Here is a 20,587-nt window from a genome sequence, read left to right as displayed (position 1 = left end):
ACGTAGTATCGTTACCGCCTGATTACTATCAGTATTCGGTTACGTGAAGAAAAGGATGGAAAATATGTTTATCGATTCTGCCAGAATTTTTGTAAAGGCCGGTGACGGCGGCAACGGGATGAGTAGTTTCCGTCGCGAAAAATATGTGCCTAACGGCGGACCGAACGGTGGTGACGGCGGTAGAGGCGCGGATATTATTTTAAAAGCAGACAGAAATATCAACACACTCGTTGATTTTAGATATAAACGACAGTTTAAAGGCCCGGCCGGTGAAGGTGGGCAAAGTAGTAATAAATATGGACGTAATGCAGAGTCCTTGATAATTCCCGTACCGATGGGGACAACGGTGCGGGATGAGGAAAGTGGGTTGTTAATGGCGGATCTCATTGAGGACGGTCAGACTTTTGTGGTTGCCAAAGGCGGACGAGGCGGTCGCGGTAATGCGCACTTCCATACTAGTTCCAATCGTGCGCCGACCTTTGCGGAAAAAGGCGAGCCCGGTGAAGAACGTTGGGTGCGTTTGGAGTTAAAGGTGCTGGCCGATGTAGGCCTTTTGGGGTATCCTAGTGTAGGTAAATCCAGTATTATTCGTAAAGTATCTTCGGCTAAGCCGGAGGTAGCAGCATACCACTTTACCACGCTTACGCCGGTACTTGGCGTGGTTTCCGTAGATGATGGAAAGAGCTTTGTCATGGCGGATATTCCGGGGCTTATTGAAGGGGCCAGCGAAGGTGTTGGTTTAGGTCATAACTTCCTTCGCCATGTAGAGCGTAGTAATATTTTAATTCACGTCTTAGATGTGTCTGGTATCGAAGGTCGCGATCCCATTGAGGACTTCCATAAGATTAACGAAGAATTGAAAAAGTACAGCGAAAAGCTCAGTAAAAAACCGCAATTGATTGCTTTGAATAAAATTGATCTCGTAGAAGATGTAGCAACAATTGATAGGGTACGTTCGTACTTTGAAGAAAACGGCTACGAAGTATTTACTGTTAATGCTTTGACCGGTGAAGGTTTATCCGATTTAGTTCATCGAGCATGGTATTACGTGGAAAACTATGTACCGGAACCGGATGCTACGGATGATGTGGTAATGTATGAAGCAAAACCGGATGTGGATTTTGTCATTACCCGTGGTGATGATGCAGCCTTTATTATTACCGGAGCGCGTATTGAAAAACTAGTAGCTATGACAAATTTAGATGATGAACAATCCTTACGTCGCTTCCAAAAAATTTGGAAATATATGGAACTTGATAAAAAACTCCAAGAGAAGGGTTGTAAAGACGGTGACGAAGTTGTTATTGGCGATCAGCGCTTTGTATATCATGATTAAATTATGTAGGAGTATATATGAAAGGCAAACAGAAACGATTTTTAAGAGCTATGGCCAGCACGATGCCGGCAGTAGTGTTTATTGGTAAGGGCGGCTTGGAAAACGCGGTTATTGATAGTGCACGAGATGCCATTACGGCACGGGAGTTGATTAAGGTAAAAGTCCTTAATAATGCACCGGTGGATCCGAAAGAGACCTTTGAGGATTTAGCAGACATGTTGGGCGCTGAATTGGTACAGGTTATTGGTCATAACGGCGTTTTGTATAAGGCTAAAGAAGAACCGAAGATTATATTGCCCGAATAGATCGATGCGTAGTACACTGACTCCGGCACTGTGAAGACGGTGATCCGATAGCTGACCCTGTACGTTGTATTAGAAAAAAGGAGCCATATTATGAGAGAGGCATTACAGCAAGCAAAGCGTATCGTCGTAAAGGTGGGGACAAGTACGCTAACTCACGAGAACGGACGATTAAATATATTGCGTATTGAATCGTTAGTTAAACAACTGGCAGATCTTGCTAATCAAGGTAAGGAGGTTATTCTTGTATCCTCCGGGGCTGTAGGTGCGGGGTTGGCTCCTCTGGGGCTTAAGGAAAAACCGAAGGATATTGCCACAAAACAGGCGGCAGCTGCAGTGGGGCAAGGCATTTTGCTTCATATGTATGAAAAATTATTCGGTGAATACGGTCATACCGTAGGCCAAGTTTTATTGACGCGCGAAGATAGTACCAAGCGCAGCCGTTACGTTAATTTGCGTAATACTCTGCTATCGCTATTGACATTAGGCGTTATTCCTATTATCAATGAAAATGACGTTGTCGCTGTTGATGAATTGAAGATTGGTGATAATGATACGTTGTCGGCATCGGTAGCAAGTATCATAGAAGCGGATATGCTCATTATCTTATCGGATATTGAAGGCTTATATACGGCTAATCCGCAGACGGATCCGACAGCAACGCTGATCGAAGAAGTAGATCAGATTACACCGCATATTTATGAGATTTCCGGTGGTGCCGGATCGAGTCGTGGTACCGGAGGAATGTATACAAAAATTGAAGCCGCCAATATTGCGGTGAATTCCGGTGTTCATATGGTTATTGCCTTGGGGGCAGCTCCGTTAGTTATCAGTCGCGTTGCCTCCGGTGAAAAGGTAGGTACTCATTTTGTACCGCGTACAACGAAGCCTCATATGAAAAAACGTTGGATGGCCTTCGGTTCTCGGTTGCAGGGGACAATCATTGTTGATGAAGGCTGCGCTCATGCACTGATGACGCAGGGATCAAGTTTGCTGGCTGTTGGTATTACGGCAGTAGAAGGTGAATTTGATGAAGGTGAAACGGTGAGTATTGTATTTGAAGGTGAAGAAATCGGTCGCGGTATGGTGAATTATTCTTCCTATGACTTGGATCGTATTAAAGGACATTCCTCGCGAGATATTGCGGAGTTATTACAGATAGGCAGCACATATGAAGAGGTGATTCACAGAGATAATTTAGTTATGCTTCGTTAAGAGAGGTGAAGGCAATGATGGACTACAAGACGTTATTTGAAACGATGGGGCGACAGGCAAAGACGGCGGCGTTCGATATGCAGAAGGCATCGACGAAAATGAAAAATGATGTGCTTGCTCGTGTAGCGGATATACTTGAAGCCGATATGGCTACCATATTGACGGCTAATGAGGAAGACATGAAGCATGCGGCTGCAAACGGCGTGCCACCGGTGATGATGGATCGTTTGCAGCTTACAGCAGAGCGCATCCGACAGATAGCTTTGGGGGTGCGTCAAGTTATTGATTTGCCGGATCCTATCGGTGAGTGTATGGAGCGCACAACGCGTCCTAACGGTATACGTATTGAGAAACGACGTGTACCTTTAGGTGTTATTGCTATGATTTACGAAGCAAGACCGAATGTAACGATTGATGCAGCTGTATTGTGCTTAAAAACGGGGAATGCCGTTATTTTGCGCGGTGGCAAGGAAGCAATGGCATCGAATCGTGCATTGGTGGCGGTGTTGCGAAGAGCATTAAAGGAATCGGGACTGCCGGAGGATGCGGTGCAGTTGGTGGAAGTGACAGATCGCGAAGCGGTATCCGATTTATTGCGCCAGCGCGCGTACATTGATGTGGTTATTCCTCGCGGTGGAGCTGGCCTTATCAGACGCATTGTTGAAGAAAGCCGTATTCCCGTTATTGAAACGGGAAGTGGTGTAGTACATGTGTACGTGGATAAAGAAGCTGATCCGGCCAAGGTAGTTCCCATTGTTATCAACGCAAAGACACAACGCCCTTCGGTATGCAACGCAGCAGAGACGCTACTTGTTCATCGTGAAGCGGTAGATACAATATTACCTGATGTTATTGATGCACTAATAAAAGCCGGAGTGCATTTATATGGTGATGAAGCGATACAACGTTTGACAGCGGCAGCTATGCCGGCGACGGAAGAGAGCTGGTACACAGAATATAATGATTTGGTTATGAATTGTCGAGTTGTGGACTCTTTGGAAGAGGCAATAGACCATATCAATCGGTATGGAACGAAGCATTCTGAATGTATTGTTACGGAAAACAAGGCCACAGCAGATACTTTTATGCGTGATGTGGATGCATCATCGGTATACGTTAACGCATCGACGCGCTTTACGGACGGATTTGAGTTTGGCTATGGTGCAGAAATAGGCATCAGTACGCAAAAGCTGCATGCTCGCGGACCGATGGGGTTGCCGGCGTTGACTTCGTATAAATTTCTTGTTTACGGAGATGGACAGACGCGTGGCTAAAGGAAGATATCATATACTGCGGTGGTACTATTATATACGTTGCTACTTGGCGTATATAAACACTGCCAAGGGTCGTTATGAGTGGGTATCTTATGTAAAAGCCATTGTATTATGGTTGGTTATTTCTCTTATTCTTATAAGGATAGTGAAAAGTTTATGAAACAACGGGGGCGTATCGGGATTATTGGTGGTACCTTTAATCCTATCCACCTCGGTCATCTGATGATTGCCGAGCGGGCCTTGGAAGCCTATGAGTTGGAGCGTGTTATTTTTGTACCTGCATTCCAGCCACCACATAAGCATACTGATGTTATCGAAGCACGTTATCGCTATGAAATGACGGCAGCCGCAATTATGGATAATCCGAAGTTTACTGTGTCGGATGTAGAATTGGCCCGGGGAGGACCGTCGTATACGGTGGATACAGTACGCCATTTTCATACAATCTACGGCGAAGATGTGGAATATTATTTTATTGCCGGTACGGATACCATTCAGGATTTACCAACATGGAAACACATCGATGAACTTTTAGAATTGTGTCATTTTATCGGTGCTACGCGTCCCGATGGAACGGCGGATATAGAAAATATCATTGCTTATTTCGGTGATGTGGGACGAGAAAAAATACATTCGTTGGTAGTACCGGCCATGGAATTATCGGCTACAGAGTTGCGCCGCCGATTGCGTACGGGACAGAGTATTCGCTATATGGTTCCGAAGGCGGTTTGTACATATATAGCAGAGCATGACATCTATTTATGAAGTGAGGCATTACTAGCATGACAATGGAAGATATATATAATGATTTGAAGCGTCGCATTTCACCTAAGCGATTTACACATATTATGGGTGTTACCAAGACAGCAGAAATATTGGCAAAAAGGTATGGTGCCGATCCGGATAAAGCATATCTGGCCGGGCTACTCCATGATTGCGCCAAAGAATTACCTTTAAGTCAGATGCAAGCCATGGTAGATGAAGCTAATGTATTAGTAGATCGTGCTGTCTATGAGAATGGGGCATTACTACATGGTTTGGCCGGAGCTGTGATGGCACGTGACTATTATGGTATCGATGATGAAGAGGTATTGGAGGCTATTCGAGTACATACTACCGGCAAGGTAGGTATGTCTGCGCTAGATAAGGTCGTATTTCTCGCTGATTATATTGAGCCGTCGCGTAAATTTCCCGGTGTTGATGCACTGCGAAAATTGGCGTTTATAGATTTAGATGAAGCCGTATTAGCCGGCTATGACTCGACGATTGCTCACTTATTAGAGCAGAAACTAAGTATTTATTTTAAAACTATTTTAGGTAGAAATGATTGTTTGGCACAGATGAAACGTAGCAGGTGAGAGCCATGGATGAACAGCAGGAACAACAAGAGAGGCAAGGACAGTCGAATGAGACGGAGGCGATACAACGTCCTAAACGGCGACGCCGCAAGAAAAAACGTGGAATCCGTTGGGACCGCATCGCGGTAGCCTTTGTTATAGTTATTGTGATTATAAGCGCACTTGTCTATGGCATCGGTGCCGTTATGCGTTATGTGTCTTCACCCGCTACCAACAGTACGTCGGCATCGCCAACACGACCGGAAGCAGTGGCGACTATACCTGTGGAACAAAAGGCACTGGATAAGCCGATTTATATTTTGGTAGTTGGCCGCGATGCATCACAGCAAGGTGAAGGGGATGCTATTTTCTTGGCAGCCCTTAATAAGGATCAAGGTAAGCTGGATATTATCGGCATACCGTCTAATACAAAAATAGAAAGTCGCGATAAGACTTCACAGCAAGCCATTGATACCTTTTATAGTGCTGGCAATATTAAATTGACTAAAGCAGTAGTGGAGGATATGTTCCATATTTCTGTTCCCTATTATGTTATTGTTGATGAAGAAGCATTTAAAAAAATGGTTAATGTTTGGGGAACACCGGATCTTTATGTGGAACGTGATATGGTGCATTTTGAATCTGGTGCAGATACGGCAGATATCAATCTGGCTCGCGGTTATCAGCGACTTACTGATGATAAAGCATTGCAATATATGCGCTTTCTCGATGAAGACGGAAATGCTTTTAGCCGTACGGTTCGTACGGAACGCTTGATTAAGGAAATCATTAGTCGTCAAACTGAGTCACTAACGGTGAGCAAACTATGGAATGTATGGCGTATTTGGGGTGATTTTACGACAAATATTTCATCCTGGGATGCGATGAAGTTAACCTTTGCTATGCGATCTATGGAAGCTAAGCAGATTCGATACTTTATTTTGCCGGGCACAAAAGAAACAATCGATGGGACTACGTATTGGGCATATGATCCTACGGAGGCGCAGCAACTGATTGGAATTACTATGGGAAATGAGCCTGTTGATATTGGTTCGGAACCAACTACGGGATCCGGTACATCAAAAAGTAACAGTGATGCCAACGGAAAAATAAATGAAGCCGGTACCAAGAATAGTAGTGAAACCGAAGCGGAAAAGGATAAAGGCATTTAAGTAAGATTGTGATAACTAATTGTTATCTATATCAATGTAGCGAGCCAAAGACAAGTAATGCTTGCTGGTTAAAATAGGAATATGTTGTTCGCAACGGTTATATGTAGAAAAGGAGTTTATATGAAGGAAAAAGTAGATATTAAAAAAATTGCCCTTATGTTGGCGCAAAAAGCATACGACAAGAAGGGCCAGAATATTACTATTATGGATTTAGAAGGTATTTCCATGCTGTCGGATTATTTTGTTGTCGTTAGTGCTTCTAATCCAAAGCATGCACAAAGTGTGGCTGACGAGATGGAAGATGCCGGTGCAGAAGCCGGGGTGACCGTGGTTCATCGTGAAGGCTATCGCGAAGGCGAATGGATTCTTCTTGATTTTGGTGATATTATTTGTCATATATTTAGCGGAGAAGCGCGTGACTTTTATGGCTTGGAAGAATTGTGGAGTGATGCGTCCACTGTTCCTTTTGAAGGAGAGTAATCATGGCAACAGCATTGGCAGAAAATACAATTGCCACTCTCAAGGTGTTGCGTCAAAGTGAGCAGGGTGCTTTTTTAGATGGCGGCACGGGTAATACCAATGATGATATTCTCTTACACCGTGATCAACAAACAACACCGGTTACCATCGGTGACGAAGTGACGGTATTCCTCTACAAGGACCCTAAGGGGCGCATGACGGCCAGTATGCGTCTGCCGGCTATGTCGGTAGGACAAATTGGTTATGTGGAAGTTATTAATCGCACAAGTTTTGGTTGCTTCGTAGAGGTCGGCACGGAGCGTGGTATTTTTATGCCTCATGCAGAAATGCGTGGTCGTCCCCAGGTAGGCGAAAAAGTATGGGTTCGTTTGTACGAGGATAAATCGGGGCGTTTAGCGGTTTCTATGGATGTGGATGATGCGATGCGGCGGGCAGCTAAGCCAGCGGAGGCGGCTGTCTTAGGCAGTGAAATTCGTGGAGCGATTTATAATATAACCGCAGAGGGAGCTTTTTTTATTACGCCGGAACGTTGGTTAGCTTTTATTCATCGCAGTGAAATGACAAGATCGTTAAAGGTAGGCGAAATGGTAAAAGCGCGCGTTACCTATAAGCGTGAAGATGGACGGTTGAATGCGTCTATGCGACCTGTGAAGGAAGCAGCTCTTGTATCGGACGGTGATACACTGTTGACATATTTAGGACAGCGTAACGGTCGCATGCCGTATAGCGATAAAAGTGCTTCTGATATTATCAAAGCTAAGTTTGGATTTAGCAAAGCGGCCTTTAAGCGTGCCATAGGTCATCTAATGAAAGATGGTTTAGTATATCAGGAAGAGGGCTGGACATTCCTCACGGATAAGGGTAAAGAGGCGTTCTTAAAGGCAAATGATGGAAACAATGCTAAAGGACACCATGAAGAGGAGTGCGGAAGATGAAGATTATTGTCGTCGGTGCCGGCAAGGTAGGCTACTCTGTAGCCGATCGATTGGTAAAGGACGAACATGACGTATATATCGTTGAAAAATCTGCGGAACGCATTAAAAATCTAGAAAATAATTTGGATGTTAGCTTGGTTAACGGTAACGGCAGCAGTTTACGATTGCTACAAGAAATAGGTATGGATGATGTAGGGATGCTTATTGCTGTTACTGATTCCGATGAAGTAAACATGTTGGCGTGCACCGTGGCCAAGCTTGGCGGTATACCACGTACCATTGCACGTGTGCGCGATAATGATTACTTAAAAGCCGGTAATAGGGAACTTCAGGAGAAGTTGGGAGTAGATTTATTTATTAATCCGGAGATGGTTACCGCTCAAGAAATATTACAGGTGCTTCAGACACCGGCTGCACTTGATGTAGAAGATTTTGCCAGCGGTGCTGTACGCTTAATGGAATTTAAAATTCGTGAACATCTGGATGTGTGTGGTCGTCCGTTGCGGGATATAGAATTCCCGAAAGGTGTCTTGGTGGTAGGTATACTACGCGAAGGGGAAATGATTATTCCTCATGGGGAAAGTACGTTGGAATATATGGATAGTGTATTTTTCCTGGGAGCAACGGCAGCTATCAGTGAAGTGGAAGGATGGTTCCATGTAAGTCAGAGGCCAACCAAGAATGTAGTCATTATTGGAGCCGGTCTTATAGGTCGTAATTTAACACGTCTATTGGAAGAGGCGGGCTATTATGTGAAGGTTATTGATAAAAACATGGAACGCTGTGAGTTATTGGCTACCCAGGTCAATAACTCAATGGTTATCTGTGGCGATGGTACGGACATGAGCTTGTTGGAAGCAGAAGAAGTAGCCGATAGCGATGTTATTATTTGCCTGACTGATGACGATAAGTTAAACTTGTTGGTTGCTCTTTTAGCAAAGCATTTAGGCGTGCCCAAAACTATTGTTCGCGTAGGCCGACCGGAATACATTACGCTGATGGAACAGGTAGGGATTGATATTGTATTTTCACCGCGGCTGTTGACATCCGGTGAAATTTTGCGTATGGTTCGTACCGGTGAGGATGTAGTTCGTATCTCTACATTTGAAGGCTCTAAAGCAGAAGCAGTAGAGGTCGTATTGACATCTATTTCTCCGTTAGTGGGAAAAGCCTTGAAGGATATACGGCTTCCGGGGAAAGCGTTGGTAGGTGCCGTAGTACGCGGTGATACTACGATTGTGCCGACAGGTTCGACGATATTGTATGATAATGATCATATCGTTTTTTTCTCGTTGCCGGAGCATGTAAATAAATTGCTGACATATTTGAAGCAAGGTTGACGGAGGGGCGTTTATGAAGATACAGATTGTCATGCACCTCGTGGGCCAGCTGTTGTTGCTATTGGCAACCATTATGTTGGTACCTTTTGGTTATGGTCTTCTCTGGGAGGAACCATATTATTCATTTATAGCGGTCAGTGCTTTAACGGCATTGACAGGTGGAGCACTCTATTATTGGGGGCGGCCCGGTACTAACTACAGCCTGCGTGATGGCTTTTTAATTGTCAGCGCTACGTGGCTGCTATCTTCGTTAGCTTCGGCGCTGCCTTTTTATTTTAGCGGTATTTTACCATCCTTTATTGATGCGCTTTTTGAATCGGTATCGGGTATCACAGCTACCGGTGCCAGCGTTATTGCAGATTTGGATAATGTACCGAAAAGTTTTGTTCTCTGGCGCGGGCTTACACACTGGTTGGGCGGTATGGGTATTATCGTTTTGGTATTGGCTTTTCTAAAAAACTTAGGGGCCGATGCTGCCCATTTATTTAATGCTGAGGCTTCGGTGCCACGCCCCGGAGTTGTTTTGCCGCGGATTCAGTCCATGGCAGTTAAGTTATGGCGCATTTACTTGCTGTTTACAGCTGTTTGCTGCATACTTCTTTACGGTGCGGGAATGAGTTGGTTTGATGCTATTAATATGACATTTTCCACGATTGCTACCGGTGGCTTTACGCCTAATGCAGCGGGAACGTTTGCCTATGCTGATAATTATTGGATACGCTATATCTTAGTAGTATTCATGATATTGGCCGGAGGGAATTTTACTGTCTACTACAGCGTATTTCAACGAGGAATTAAGGAAATTTGGTATGATTTTGAATATCGTATGTATCTCTTAATCCTGGGCATCGGCATTATGCTCATCACATTGGCTCTTAGTGTACAGGGAACGGAATCGTTTTTGCAGTCTTTTAATGATGCTACCTTTATGCTCATTTCTATGCAAACCGGCTCGGGATTTGCTGTTGCTGACTATGATGTATGGCCTATGATGGCACAGATGGTATTATTTTTGTCTACATTCTTTGGTGGCTGTAGCGGATCGACGACGGGTGGAATTAAAATTATCCGTATTATTATTTTAGTGAAGAGCAGCATTATTTATCTGCGTAAAGCAATACATCCTGATATGGTGCAAGCAGTGCGTATCAATGGCAAACCAATGCCGGTAAAATGGATACAATTAGCACAGCACTTTTTCTTCCTTTATATGATGATATTTGCAATTTCTTCGATTATCATTGCCGGTACGGGACTGAATGTCGGTGAATCCTTGCAATGTGTGGCCGGTATTTTAGGTAATGTTGGGTTGGCTTTTGGTACATTAGGGCCTACAGACTCTTTTGCTATATTACATCCGGTAGCTAAATTAACCTGTGTTGTAGATATGCTGTTGGGACGTTTGGAGCTGTTTACCCTTTTGGTGTTGTTGCATCCAGATTTCTGGCAAGGCTATTTTGTTAAGCAACGAAAGCGTAGTTATCGTGTTGTCATGCGATAAGCGGAAGGCATGAGGTAAAGTATGAACAGAGAAGTTGTAGCTCATACGGAGCGCTATCGAATTATAAAGCAGCCTTTGGGGTTATATAAGGCAAATTGTTATGTAATTATCTATAAGGATGTAGAGGGAGAGAAAGCGGTAGTTATTGATCCGGGATTACATGCCAAACAAGTGATGGATATGGTGGGGAAGGCAAAGGTGACGGCTATTTTGTTGACTCACGGTCATTGTGATCATGTTTGTGCCGTCGATGGTGTATATGCAATGACGAAGGCACCTGTGTATATGCATGCCGGTGATGAGGAACTTCTTCATGCAAAGCGCCGTATGCCGTCATCGTACAAGGGGATGTTTACGGCACCTTTCATTACTATTAGTGAATCTATTTTAGATGTAGGTGGATTATCTTTTTATGTATATGAAATGCCCGGACATAGTCGTGGCAGTGTTATGTTTCAGTTGGAGGGCTACTTATTTACCGGAGATACGCTGTTCAAGGATTCTATAGGCACAACAAAAAATTATAACGGTGATGAGCAATCGTTAACACAAACGCTACGACGTTTAAGCTTCTGGGATCCATCGCTGATTATATTGCCGGGACATGCAGAGATAACTACCTTAGGACGTGAGTTATTATATAATGAAAAACTTAAGTCGTATATTAATACGTCGGATACTGGTAGGCCAAGTTGAAAAAAAGATTAACAAAATAGAAAAAAACAGTTGACGGAATGAAGGGGATGCTGTATTATATACAACGTACTCTTCATAGAGTCGACTGCGTTAGAAGTGGTAATCGTAGATTGTTAAGAAAAAATGACTTGACAATGAATGATGGTTATCATATAATAACGAAGTAGCTTATGAACGGCCCCGTGGTGTAGCGGTTAACATGTCGCCCTGTCACGGCGAAGATCGTCAGTTCAAATCTGATCGGGGTCGCCATTTGTTCGCCTCGGTAGCTCAGTCGGTAGAGCAACGGACTGAAAATCCGTGTGTCGACAGTTCGATTCTGTCCTGAGGCACCATACATGCGGAAATAGCTCAGCGGTAGAGCACCGCCTTGCCAAGGCGGGGGTCGCGAGTTCGAATCTCGTTTTCCGCTCCATTTTTATGTGGCGGCATAGCCAAGCGGTAAGGCAGAGGTCTGCAAAACCTTTATTCCCCAGTTCGATTCTGGGTGCCGCCTCCACACATTTCCTGCCGGGGTGGCGGAACAGGCAGACGCAACGGACTTAAAATCCGTCGGTTGGAGACAACCGTACCGGTTCGATTCCGGTCCTCGGCACCATTACAGACTGATTTCAGTCTGTTTTTTTTATGCCCAAATTTAATGGGAGGAAAATTAATGATGCAACAAACAAGGAATGTGAGTGCTATAGCAGATATCATTCAACGAATTCGCGATGGAGCAAGTAGGAAAAAAAGGGAAAAAATCTTGATCAGTGCGTGTTTAATGGGAGAGGCTTGTCGCTACGACGGAGGGCATAACTATAAACAAATTGTGGAGAAAATTAAAACTATGGGAGATATTATTTCTTTTTGTCCCGAAGAAGCCGGAGGACTGTCTACACCACGAACACCGGCAGAACGGTGTGGTCTTCGAGTAATCACTGCTGATGGTGATGATGTTACGGAGGCATTCGAAAAAGGAGCAAAGCAAGCAGTAACATTAGCAATTCGGGAAGATTGCTGTTTAGCTATTATGAAATCTAAAAGCCCCAGTTGTGGTAATGGAACAATATATGATGGAACCTTCACCCATACATTACGAAGTGGTGACGGTGTTACTGTAGAGGCGTTACGTGCAGTCGGTATAGAGGTCATTACGGAAGCAGAGGCAGCCATTTACTTTACAGATACGCATGATACGCATCAGCGTAAATAAGTTTGAATATACAGCATAATAATCTTAAATATATAGCGTAAATAATCTTGAATATAGGGGAACTTGAAAGTATATAAAATAAAATATATTTTTAGAGGAGATTAGATACAAGATGGCGAATCTTATATACAAGAGATAAACAGCAATGTGCGCGGAATGGCGATTGCATTACTGACATATGTGTATACTAGGAGGGATTGTTATGAATTTCGAAATGAGAGACGGACATGAATACATTGATGAAATGAAGTTGTTGTTTGTAGAGTATGTAAAGTCCTTGGGTGTTACGGCAGATGTCAAAGAGTTTGAAGGTTTAGAAAAGAAGTATAAAGGTGAAGGCGAAGCTATGTATATTGCCTTTGTAGATAGTAAACCGGCAGGCTGTGTAGCGATTCGCCGCGTGGATGCATCGACAGCCGAAATGAAACGTTTATATGTACGTCCTGACTTCCGTCGTACCGGTCTTGGTATGTCAATGGCTAAGATTGTAGTGGAAGAGGCAAAAGAAAACGGCTATAAACGGCTTCTTTTAGATAGTTTGCCGAGCATGGAAAGTGCTAAACAGCTGTACAATGTATTGGGATTCCGTAGCACTGACGCAGAAACAAAACGACCGATTCGTACTGTAGTTCATCTTACCTTACCGTTGGTAAAGGAAGCATAATAACAATTGTATTGAATGGTATATTAGAAAGGTCTCGCAACGAAGAGAGTTCTTCGTTGCGAGACCTTTTTGCAATTATTTTAATCTACTTGTCAACTTCCGGATCGTTAGTCAAAGGTTGTTGGCCGAGTAAAGTAGTTAAATTATTTTTGTTATATTTGTAAGCCGGATTACTCAGATCGCGATGTGCATCATAACGATTCGATGGTGCTTGTAAGAGTCCGGACACGGTATCATACAATAAATCGTTAGTAAAATATTGATGTTCACGTTGACGTAAGAGTTGTGCTGTTGCCGGGTAGGCAGCTTGATACTGTGGTGACAGGTAAATCCAGAATGGAATTCGTGCCATGTCAAAATCAAAGATATCAGGGTTGTGTGATAAATGCAAGCTTTCTCCGTGGTCGGAGAAGTAAATCATAGCTTGTAAATTCAGATGTTCCTTAGCATAGTTATAAATTGATTTTAATACCCAGTCCGTATAAAGTTGGCTGTTAGCATACGCTTCCATCCCCTTCGGCACTTCGCCGACTTTCCATTTGCTAAATTCATGAGGATAACGATCGTTGTAATAAATGTGACTGCCCATAATGTGAATTACGATAAAGTTTGGTGTATCCTTAGGTACTTCTTGTAATAAAGGCAATAACACGCCATCGTATTTATCAGAGAACATATAGGATTCATGAGCCCATTTTGTATGGTCGGATGTTTTGGCGATTAAGGAAATTGCCGTATCATATTCCCCATATACGCCTTGGTTACTTAGCCAATAGGTAGTGTAGCCGGCTTTTTTAGCGACATCCATAATATTGGCGGATTGAAGGAAGGGCGCATCGTCATATTGATTGCGTTCTGTTAAGGCACGCTCTAAAGTTGGTACTGTTTGTACGTAAGAGGAATAAGCATGGTTGAAAAAGATAAAGTTTGGATTAGAAGCTTCTTCTGACTGCCATGGTGTATCTTCGTAAGGAAAGTCGGGATTATACACTTTCATATAGTTGCGTGAAGCCGACTCCCCGATAACTAGGATGATTGTTCCTGGAATTCGTTGGGCTGCTGTTGTTTTTTCATTTATCTGTAAGGAATCGAATACATCATGATGCAGAGTATTGTACTGCTGAAGCTCGTGCATGTATTTGGTAACATCGCTCCAGTTACGAAGAATACAGGTACCGGGTAAAAGGAAACCAAAAGCATATATGCTAATGATTACTGTAAGTAGCCAGCGCCAAAGAACCGATGTCTTGGAAGATAGAGTATCGTTATAGGTTGTCTCTGAACTAATAGGGTTAGCAGCAAAGCGAGCTAAGCAGTAATTCACGTGGTAAAGGTACAAAAATAAAAGAGCGAGACCAATGACAATGCCTATAAGTCCGGGAATGCCGGCGGCGCTTTTTAAGAAACCGAAAGCTTCCTCCGGATTTGTTTGATAGAGGGCCATTAATGTAGCCGGTGTCAGGCAATGCCATGTAGATACATAATACCCAATCTGTCCCAAAGGGATTAAAAGCAGTAGCCAATCAATGAGTGCAAAGCATATTGATGATAAGCGAAGAAAGCGTCCAATCCGGGCCAGGCCGTATTGCAGTAATGTCAGACTGATAAAGGCGGTTAAGGCAAAGAGAAAGTCACCGGCAAATTCGTAAAAATAAAAAGGCTTACTGTAAGACCAATGGAAGAGCAAGGGAAAAGTAAAAGCCCAAGCAACGCCTACTAAACCATGACCTCCGTATATTTTACGATATAGTGGAGCTTTAATTATAAGCTGTAGCCCTATTAGTCCAATCAATAGCGGTAAGGCCAGGGTAGTTATGTCTTCAAGGTCAAAGCCCAGAGTAATGGGTTCATATGTAAGCTGTAAAATGATGTAGATGACAAGTGTCGTTAGTAAGTACGGCCAACGGAACCTGTTGTACATGGATAGTAGTGTGTGTTTCATGAAGAGTTCCTCTCTTTAGCATGCATGCCTGCATGTATTATTTATAATTATGTAACTGTGATTACAATGACTAGATAATAGTATATCCTTACTAAAGATAGCAGAAGGAGACAAAAAATACAATATAAAATAGCTTTACTTCTAAGATTTGCCGTGGAGTGACAAAAATTCAGCAGATGGAAGTGAATACTGGTTTTTTAGGAGATATTTCTGTATAATAAATGCGTATATACAGTACAATAGGATGAGGCCGAAGAGGCATTTGAATCTTTGGAAAGGGAGAAGCGGATGCATGAAGAGCACCGCTTTTTATAATGAGTATGATAGTGAAAGCGGAGGAGATGCAGTACGAGTATAAGCTGGCTGTTTTTGAAGGGCCGCTTGACTTGTTGCTACACTTAATTGAAAAACATAAAATTGATATTTATGACATCCCAATAGTGGATATTACATCGCAATATATGGAGCAGCTGGAGCAATGGCAGCAGTTTGATATTCATTACAGTAGTGAGTTCCTTGTCATGGCGGCGACATTGTTGCATATAAAATCACGGATGTTGTTACCACGTACGACAATACTATCCGATGGAGAGGATGAGGATCCACGAGACGAATTGGTAACGCGGCTATTAGAATACAAACAGATTAAAGAGTTGACGACGGTACTTCAGGCAAAATCCGATGAGAGCGATATGCTTTTTCCGCGCGTTGAGGCGCTAAGCCAATGGGGCCGAGAAAGGGTATACCGATTTGAGTTAAGCGAGTTGTATAAAATTTTTAGGGCCAGTATGGCTAGAGAACACAAATCGGTTATATCAACACCGATAGTACAGGTAGTGCGAGAAACGTTCAGTATAGAAGAGACCATTCGCAGCCTACTTCATCGTTTGCACCGTGAAGGGCGTCTCAGCTTTTATACATTAATGCACTCCTCACTGTACCGCGAGGAAAAGGTAGTGACCTTTATTGCTGTGTTAGAATTACTTAAGAGGCAGGTTCTGCTTATTGACGAAAATAAACAGAAGTTGGGAACAGAAGATGTTTATGCTGAGCGTGATGTTTGGTTAATACGAGGAACAGGCAGTGAAGTGATACGAGGGGGTGATGCGGATGACACAATCGGATATTGAAGCCGTTTTATTTTCAGCGGCCAAGCCGATGCCGCTGGATGTATTGGCAGAGGTGTTTTCAGTAACGCCGCAAACTATGGAAGTGGCATTATCGCAGTATGAGAAGGCGCTTGTGCAGGAAGCCCGTGGGATTCGCATTAGACGTAGTGGTGCCGGCATTGAGCTCGTCACGGCTCCAGAGACGGGACGCTATGTAAGTCGTATTCGACAGCGGGAGGACAAGCTATCGGCCGCAGCTATGGAAACATTGGCAGTCGTAGCTTTTAAACAGCCGGTTACTAAGGCTGAAATAGAAGAAATTCGCGGTGTCAATAGTGAAAAAGTATTGAAACAGTTGTTAAATCGTGATTTAATAGCTGAGCTAGGACGCAAGGATACTGTTGGACGTCCTGTTTTGTTCGGTACGACGGATACTTTTTTGCGTAGTGTCGGTATTTCTTCCATAGATACATTGCAACGGGAAATTCGTATTCAGGAAAGCTTGGAACTAAGCGAAGTATCATCGACAGAGACAAAAGAGGATGCGAAAGAATCTGCGAATACGGAAGAAGCCGAATTTACAGCAGAATAACTATAAATGATAGAGGAAGAACTCGTTAACGAATAAAGAAATACGTATTCATAAGAGAAAGGACTTATACATGGAAAAAGAACGATTGCAAAAATATATTGCACGATGCGGTTATACATCCCGTCGTAAAGCAGAAGAGCTTATTACAAAAGGTGTTGTACAGGTAAATGGTCGTTATGTTACGGAGTTGGGCACTAAAATTAATCCGGACATTGATCGTGTAAAGGTAGAGGGGAAGCTAATACATCCGCCTAAACCATTATATTTTTTACTCAATAAACCGAAAGGCGTTATTACTTCTGTCAGCGATCCGGAAGGAAGAACGACAGTCATGGACTATCTAAAGGGTGTTGACGAACGGGTATATCCGGTAGGGCGATTGGACTATAATACGGAGGGCCTTTTACTGCTGACAAATGACGGTGCCTTGGCACAGATGCTCTCTCACCCATCGGCGGGTGTGAAGAAGACGTACGAAGTGCGCTTAAAGGGACGTGTTAACGATGACCATTTAACAACGATTAGCGAAGGTGTCGCATTGGAGGATGGGATAACCTCTCCTGCTGAATTAATAGATTATGGTTTTGATGCAAAAACAGGTTTAACGACGATTGATATAACAATTCACGAGGGTAGAAATCGTCAAGTACGGCGCATGTTTGAACACTTCGGATATCGTATTCAGAATTTGAAGCGCATCAGTTACGGTGGCCTCAATTTGTCTGGGGTAAAGCGCGGTGCCTATCGTTCGTTGACGGATGATGAGGTGCGACAGCTGAAACAGCAGACGGAGGAATAATCTATGATGCGACGTATTATAGTTATTGGGGCCGGAGCAGCAGGATTGATGGCAGGAACTATTGCGGCTCGCGAAGGGGCTAAAGTATTGCTCCTAGAAAAAATGAATATGGTAGGTAAGAAAATGGGCATTACCGGAAAAGGGCGATGCAACATAACGAATACCTGTAGTGTAGATGAATTAATTGCACATACTCCGGGAAATGGTCGTTTTCTTTACAGTGCATATGGGCAATTTAATAATACGGATTTATTGGCTTTGTTGACAGAGTGGAAGCTGGCCGTTAAGGAGGAACGCGGCGGGCGCGTATTCCCCGTATCCGATTCGGCCCTGGAAGTGCGCGATATGTTTCGTCGAGTTTTTAAGAACTATGGTGGCACACTCCATCTTAATGAGGCGGTCACCAATATTCTCGTGGAAGAAGATCGAATAAAAGCAGTAGTAACTGATAAGGAGACGTATTACTGTGATGCTGTTATTTTGGCGACCGGCGGCGTATCTTATCCTTTGACGGGCTCTACCGGTGATGGGCATAAGATAGCAGAAGCATTGGGGCTCAGGGTAACAGAATTAAGACCGTCCTTAATCCCGCTAGAGGTTGAGGAGCCGTGGGTGAAGGAGCTTATGGGGCTAAGCCTGCGCAATGTTGAATTGTCGGTATATGCCAAAGGAAAGCTACAAGCAAAGCAATTTGGTGAGATGATGTTTACGCATTTTGGGGTCACGGGACCGATTGTTTTATCTTTGAGCCATACGGTTTCCAAATTATTACGTAAAAAGGCAAGACCTATTACATTGTCGATTAATTTAAAGCCGGCACTTACGGAAGAGGTGTTGGATAAGCGTGTGCAACGTGACTTTACGACATACTCCAAAAAGCAATTGGCCAACGGTTTGAAAGATATTTTGCCGCAACGCCTTATCGGTAGAGTAATTGCCGAGGCAGATTTACAGGCGGATAAAGTGATTAATCAAATCAGTCGAGAAGAGCGGCAGCGATTGGTTCACACATTACGCGATTTACAGTTGACTGTGAAGGGAACGCGTCCGGTAGCGGAGGCTATCGTAACGGCTGGAGGCATATCGGTGAAGGAATTTTCACCTAAAACCATGGAGTCAAAGAAAATTAAAGGTCTATATGCGGCAGGTGAAGTACTTGATATTGATGCCTTTACCGGTGGTTATAATCTGCAAGCGGCATTTTCTACCGGCTATGTGGCGGCGATGCATGCGGCGCATGGTAATGATGCCGAGTGATATGATCTATGAAACAGAACGTACAAGGAGTGACATACATGAGCAGTATACGAAAAATTGCGGTGGCCGTTGATGGGCCGGCCGGTGCGGGTAAAAGCAGTATTTCAAAATTAGTGGCTCAAAGGTTAGGCTATTTATATATTGATACGGGAGCCATGTATCGGGCAATCACTTGGGCTGCATTACATGCCGGCGTGGACGTAAAGGACGAAATAAAGGTAACGGCGTTATTGCCATCGATAGATCTTCGCTTAGAGCCGACAAAAGACAGCTTTCGCGTATATGTTAACAATCGTGAGATTACAGCAGATATTCGGTCACAGGCTGTGACGGGACATGTTTCTCAAGTAGCATCTTATAAATCGGTGCGTGAATTTCTGGTAGAAAAGCAACGACAGATGGCACGTTGCGGCGGTGTCATTTTGGATGGCCGAGATATAGGTTCGGTTGTCTTGCCTGATGCAGAACTTAAAATATATTTAACGGCTTCTGTTGATGCCAGGGCGCACCGTCGGTGGTTGGAAGTGAAGGATATTGAAGAGGTTTCATTAGAAGATATTAAGCGTAGCGTAAAAGAACGGGATTTGATGGATACTACCCGTAAGGAATCACCGCTTATATGTGTACCTGAGGCAGTAGTGGTGGATTCCAGTAATATGAGCTTTGACAATACGGTGGAGCACATTATGAAGCTTATCATTGATAAGTCTGCTTTGCTGGCTGAAGAGGCAATACAGGTAAAGGGGGATGAAAAATGAATCCGGTAGTAGAATGTATATGGCGTACTGCGTTCAAAGTAATCTACGGTTGGGGATTCAATGTCCATGTGGAAGGGCGTGAAAAATTTCCTATGGAAGGTCCTCTCATTGTAGCACCCAATCATTTAAGTAATAACGATCCACCGGTCATAGGCTATGCATTACCTCGAGCTGTCCATTTTATGGCCAAAGAGGAACTTTTCCGTAATCCATTTTTGCGTACTGTAATTCAATGGTTGGGAGCATTTCCGGTGCGTAGAGGCGGAGTCGATAAAATTGCTATTCGTCATGCTATGAACCTCTTGAAAAAGAGGTGGGTATTGGGAATTTTTCCTGAAGGCAGTCGCCAAAAACCGGGAAAGCTGGGACGCTTTCATGATGGTGTAGCTTCTATGGCTTTGCGTACTGCCGTACCGGTAGTCCCTGTAGCAGTTATTGGCACACGTGAGATGAAACGGGGAAAAATTGCCATTATTATTGGTGATGTAATAGAAGTAGAAAAAGCTAAACCGACACAGGAAGCTATTGATGCATTAAATGCTAAAGTAAAAGAATCAATAGAAACTATGATTGCGGACTATCATGCAAGGACCGATTCATGATACTATATGTGTAGCAATACTGTTGCTTTATTGCTGCAATCGTTTTATTGTAGTAGCATACATAAACGGTTGTGGGCATCA

At 43.6% G+C, this 20,587-nt stretch carries 21 protein-coding genes and 5 tRNA genes; 25 read left to right on the top strand and 1 reads right to left on the bottom strand.

Going from position 1 to position 20,587, the window contains the following annotated elements; translation table 11 throughout:
* Nucleotides 1–64: 64 nt before the first annotated feature.
* The 19 genes from obgE (at nt 65) to G344_RS0109805 (ending at nt 13,447) form a co-directional block, all read left to right on the top strand.
* The gene (gene obgE / locus G344_RS0109895) at nt 65–1,336 is read left to right on the top strand and encodes a GTPase ObgE (protein ID WP_028256072.1); all 1,272 of its coding nucleotides are present in this window, start codon (nt 65–67) and stop codon (nt 1,334–1,336) included.
* 17 nt (nt 1,337–1,353) lie between these two features.
* Nucleotides 1,354–1,641 carry a ribosome assembly RNA-binding protein YhbY gene (gene yhbY / locus G344_RS0109890; RefSeq protein ID WP_028256071.1) on the top strand — a complete coding sequence of 96 codons (288 nt, stop codon included), beginning with the start codon at nt 1,354–1,356 and terminating at the stop codon, nt 1,639–1,641.
* Nucleotides 1,642–1,731: 90 nt separating this feature from the next.
* Nucleotides 1,732–2,853 (top strand): glutamate 5-kinase, encoded by a 1,122-nt coding sequence (proB, locus tag G344_RS0109885; protein WP_028256070.1) that lies wholly within the window; start codon nt 1,732–1,734, stop codon nt 2,851–2,853.
* A 14-nt stretch (nt 2,854–2,867) separates the two neighbouring features.
* Entirely contained in the window at nt 2,868–4,127 is a 1,260-nt protein-coding gene (locus G344_RS0109880) for a glutamate-5-semialdehyde dehydrogenase (RefSeq protein ID WP_028256069.1), read from the top strand.
* Nucleotides 4,128–4,283: 156 nt separating this feature from the next.
* On the top strand, nt 4,284–4,892 hold the full coding sequence (gene nadD / locus G344_RS0109875) for a nicotinate-nucleotide adenylyltransferase (RefSeq protein ID WP_028256068.1): 609 nt from the start codon (nt 4,284–4,286) through the stop codon (nt 4,890–4,892).
* 17 nt (nt 4,893–4,909) lie between these two features.
* A complete protein-coding gene (gene yqeK, locus G344_RS0109870; protein ID WP_028256067.1) occupies nt 4,910–5,485 on the top strand; it encodes a bis(5'-nucleosyl)-tetraphosphatase (symmetrical) YqeK in 576 nt (191 codons plus the stop codon).
* A gap of 5 nt (nt 5,486–5,490) precedes the next feature.
* Nucleotides 5,491–6,636 carry an LCP family protein gene (locus tag G344_RS11290; protein ID WP_071838114.1) on the top strand — a complete coding sequence of 382 codons (1,146 nt, stop codon included), beginning with the start codon at nt 5,491–5,493 and terminating at the stop codon, nt 6,634–6,636.
* A 120-nt stretch (nt 6,637–6,756) separates the two neighbouring features.
* The gene (gene rsfS, locus G344_RS0109860) at nt 6,757–7,116 is read left to right on the top strand and encodes a ribosome silencing factor (protein WP_028256066.1); all 360 of its coding nucleotides are present in this window, start codon (nt 6,757–6,759) and stop codon (nt 7,114–7,116) included.
* A gap of 2 nt (nt 7,117–7,118) precedes the next feature.
* Nucleotides 7,119–8,051 (top strand): CvfB family protein, encoded by a 933-nt coding sequence (locus G344_RS11285; RefSeq protein ID WP_051245905.1) that lies wholly within the window; start codon nt 7,119–7,121, stop codon nt 8,049–8,051.
* Nucleotides 8,048–9,391, top strand: coding sequence for a Trk system potassium transporter TrkA (gene trkA, locus G344_RS0109850; protein WP_028256065.1), 1,344 nt, complete (start codon nt 8,048–8,050; stop codon nt 9,389–9,391). The genes G344_RS11285 and trkA overlap by 4 nt, the downstream gene beginning before the upstream one ends.
* Before the next feature lie 13 nt (nt 9,392–9,404).
* Nucleotides 9,405–10,892 carry a TrkH family potassium uptake protein gene (locus G344_RS0109845; protein ID WP_028256064.1) on the top strand — a complete coding sequence of 496 codons (1,488 nt, stop codon included), beginning with the start codon at nt 9,405–9,407 and terminating at the stop codon, nt 10,890–10,892.
* Between the two features lie 21 nt (nt 10,893–10,913).
* Complete coding sequence (locus G344_RS0109840) at nt 10,914–11,588, top strand: MBL fold metallo-hydrolase (protein WP_051245904.1); 675 nt, start codon at nt 10,914–10,916, stop codon at nt 11,586–11,588.
* Between the two features lie 176 nt (nt 11,589–11,764).
* Nucleotides 11,765–11,840: transfer RNA gene (locus tag G344_RS0109835), tRNA-Asp, on the top strand.
* A gap of 7 nt (nt 11,841–11,847) precedes the next feature.
* A tRNA-Phe gene (locus G344_RS0109830) sits at nt 11,848–11,923 on the top strand.
* Nucleotides 11,924–11,928: 5 nt separating this feature from the next.
* A tRNA-Gly gene (locus tag G344_RS0109825) sits at nt 11,929–12,003 on the top strand.
* A gap of 9 nt (nt 12,004–12,012) precedes the next feature.
* Nucleotides 12,013–12,087 (top strand) — tRNA-Cys (locus G344_RS0109820).
* Nucleotides 12,088–12,097: 10 nt separating this feature from the next.
* Nucleotides 12,098–12,186: transfer RNA gene (locus G344_RS0109815), tRNA-Leu, on the top strand.
* A gap of 57 nt (nt 12,187–12,243) precedes the next feature.
* On the top strand, nt 12,244–12,783 hold the full coding sequence (locus G344_RS11280; RefSeq protein ID WP_169718817.1) for a 2-thiouracil desulfurase family protein: 540 nt from the start codon (nt 12,244–12,246) through the stop codon (nt 12,781–12,783).
* A 202-nt stretch (nt 12,784–12,985) separates the two neighbouring features.
* Nucleotides 12,986–13,447: a GNAT family N-acetyltransferase gene (locus G344_RS0109805; RefSeq protein ID WP_028256062.1), complete on the top strand. Its 462-nt coding sequence runs from the start codon at nt 12,986–12,988 to the stop codon at nt 13,445–13,447.
* An 85-nt stretch (nt 13,448–13,532) separates the two neighbouring features.
* On the opposite strand, the gene G344_RS0109800 is transcribed toward G344_RS0109805, so the two are convergent.
* On the bottom strand, nt 13,533–15,389 hold the full coding sequence (locus G344_RS0109800) for a phosphoethanolamine transferase (RefSeq protein ID WP_028256061.1): 1,857 nt from the start codon (nt 15,387–15,389) through the stop codon (nt 13,533–13,535).
* Nucleotides 15,390–15,703: 314 nt separating this feature from the next.
* On the opposite strand from G344_RS0109800, the gene G344_RS11275 reads away from it, so the two are divergent.
* The 6 genes from G344_RS11275 (at nt 15,704) to G344_RS0109770 (ending at nt 20,506) form a co-directional block, all read left to right on the top strand.
* Entirely contained in the window at nt 15,704–16,519 is an 816-nt protein-coding gene (locus G344_RS11275) for a segregation and condensation protein A (protein ID WP_239447808.1), read from the top strand.
* Nucleotides 16,494–17,090, top strand: coding sequence for an SMC-Scp complex subunit ScpB (gene scpB / locus G344_RS0109790; RefSeq protein ID WP_028256060.1), 597 nt, complete (start codon nt 16,494–16,496; stop codon nt 17,088–17,090). The genes G344_RS11275 and scpB overlap by 26 nt, the downstream gene beginning before the upstream one ends.
* A gap of 70 nt (nt 17,091–17,160) precedes the next feature.
* Entirely contained in the window at nt 17,161–17,889 is a 729-nt protein-coding gene (locus tag G344_RS0109785) for a pseudouridine synthase (RefSeq protein ID WP_028256059.1), read from the top strand.
* 6 nt (nt 17,890–17,895) lie between these two features.
* The gene (locus G344_RS0109780; protein WP_028256058.1) at nt 17,896–19,146 is read left to right on the top strand and encodes a BaiN/RdsA family NAD(P)/FAD-dependent oxidoreductase; all 1,251 of its coding nucleotides are present in this window, start codon (nt 17,896–17,898) and stop codon (nt 19,144–19,146) included.
* Nucleotides 19,147–19,184: 38 nt separating this feature from the next.
* Nucleotides 19,185–19,904 carry a (d)CMP kinase gene (gene cmk / locus G344_RS11270; protein WP_083963108.1) on the top strand — a complete coding sequence of 240 codons (720 nt, stop codon included), beginning with the start codon at nt 19,185–19,187 and terminating at the stop codon, nt 19,902–19,904.
* Complete coding sequence (locus G344_RS0109770) at nt 19,901–20,506, top strand: lysophospholipid acyltransferase family protein (RefSeq protein ID WP_028256057.1); 606 nt, start codon at nt 19,901–19,903, stop codon at nt 20,504–20,506. The genes cmk and G344_RS0109770 overlap by 4 nt, the downstream gene beginning before the upstream one ends.
* Nucleotides 20,507–20,587: the final 81 nt, after the last annotated feature.

This window comes from Veillonella magna DSM 19857 (assembly GCF_000428745.1).
GTDB classification, from domain to species: domain Bacteria; phylum Bacillota; class Negativicutes; order Veillonellales; family Veillonellaceae; genus Veillonella_A; species Veillonella_A magna.
This window is presented reverse-complemented; position numbering and strand designations above follow the sequence as displayed.

Excerpts from the sequence above, each read along its gene's own strand:
- G344_RS0109800 (WP_028256061.1), bottom strand. The coding sequence starts at position 15,389 with ATGAAACACACACTACTATCCATGTACAACAGGTTCCGTTGGCCGTAC.
- scpB (WP_028256060.1), top strand. The coding sequence starts at position 16,494 with ATGCGGATGACACAATCGGATATTGAAGCCGTTTTATTTTCAGCGGCC.
- G344_RS11275 (WP_239447808.1), top strand. The coding sequence starts at position 15,704 with ATGAGTATGATAGTGAAAGCGGAGGAGATGCAGTACGAGTATAAGCTG.
- G344_RS0109780 (WP_028256058.1), top strand. The coding sequence starts at position 17,896 with ATGCGACGTATTATAGTTATTGGGGCCGGAGCAGCAGGATTGATGGCA.
- G344_RS11280 (WP_169718817.1), top strand. The coding sequence starts at position 12,244 with ATGATGCAACAAACAAGGAATGTGAGTGCTATAGCAGATATCATTCAA.
- rsfS (WP_028256066.1), top strand. The coding sequence starts at position 6,757 with ATGAAGGAAAAAGTAGATATTAAAAAAATTGCCCTTATGTTGGCGCAA.
- G344_RS0109845 (WP_028256064.1), top strand. The coding sequence starts at position 9,405 with ATGAAGATACAGATTGTCATGCACCTCGTGGGCCAGCTGTTGTTGCTA.
- G344_RS0109785 (WP_028256059.1), top strand. The coding sequence starts at position 17,161 with ATGGAAAAAGAACGATTGCAAAAATATATTGCACGATGCGGTTATACA.
- obgE (WP_028256072.1), top strand. The coding sequence starts at position 65 with ATGTTTATCGATTCTGCCAGAATTTTTGTAAAGGCCGGTGACGGCGGC.
- G344_RS11285 (WP_051245905.1), top strand. The coding sequence starts at position 7,119 with ATGGCAACAGCATTGGCAGAAAATACAATTGCCACTCTCAAGGTGTTG.
- G344_RS0109880 (WP_028256069.1), top strand. The coding sequence starts at position 2,868 with ATGATGGACTACAAGACGTTATTTGAAACGATGGGGCGACAGGCAAAG.
- G344_RS0109770 (WP_028256057.1), top strand. The coding sequence starts at position 19,901 with ATGAATCCGGTAGTAGAATGTATATGGCGTACTGCGTTCAAAGTAATC.
- trkA (WP_028256065.1), top strand. The coding sequence starts at position 8,048 with ATGAAGATTATTGTCGTCGGTGCCGGCAAGGTAGGCTACTCTGTAGCC.
- G344_RS11290 (WP_071838114.1), top strand. The coding sequence starts at position 5,491 with ATGGATGAACAGCAGGAACAACAAGAGAGGCAAGGACAGTCGAATGAG.
- G344_RS0109805 (WP_028256062.1), top strand. The coding sequence starts at position 12,986 with ATGAATTTCGAAATGAGAGACGGACATGAATACATTGATGAAATGAAG.
- proB (WP_028256070.1), top strand. The coding sequence starts at position 1,732 with ATGAGAGAGGCATTACAGCAAGCAAAGCGTATCGTCGTAAAGGTGGGG.
- G344_RS0109840 (WP_051245904.1), top strand. The coding sequence starts at position 10,914 with ATGAACAGAGAAGTTGTAGCTCATACGGAGCGCTATCGAATTATAAAG.
- cmk (WP_083963108.1), top strand. The coding sequence starts at position 19,185 with ATGAGCAGTATACGAAAAATTGCGGTGGCCGTTGATGGGCCGGCCGGT.
- yqeK (WP_028256067.1), top strand. The coding sequence starts at position 4,910 with ATGACAATGGAAGATATATATAATGATTTGAAGCGTCGCATTTCACCT.
- nadD (WP_028256068.1), top strand. The coding sequence starts at position 4,284 with ATGAAACAACGGGGGCGTATCGGGATTATTGGTGGTACCTTTAATCCT.
- yhbY (WP_028256071.1), top strand. The coding sequence starts at position 1,354 with ATGAAAGGCAAACAGAAACGATTTTTAAGAGCTATGGCCAGCACGATG.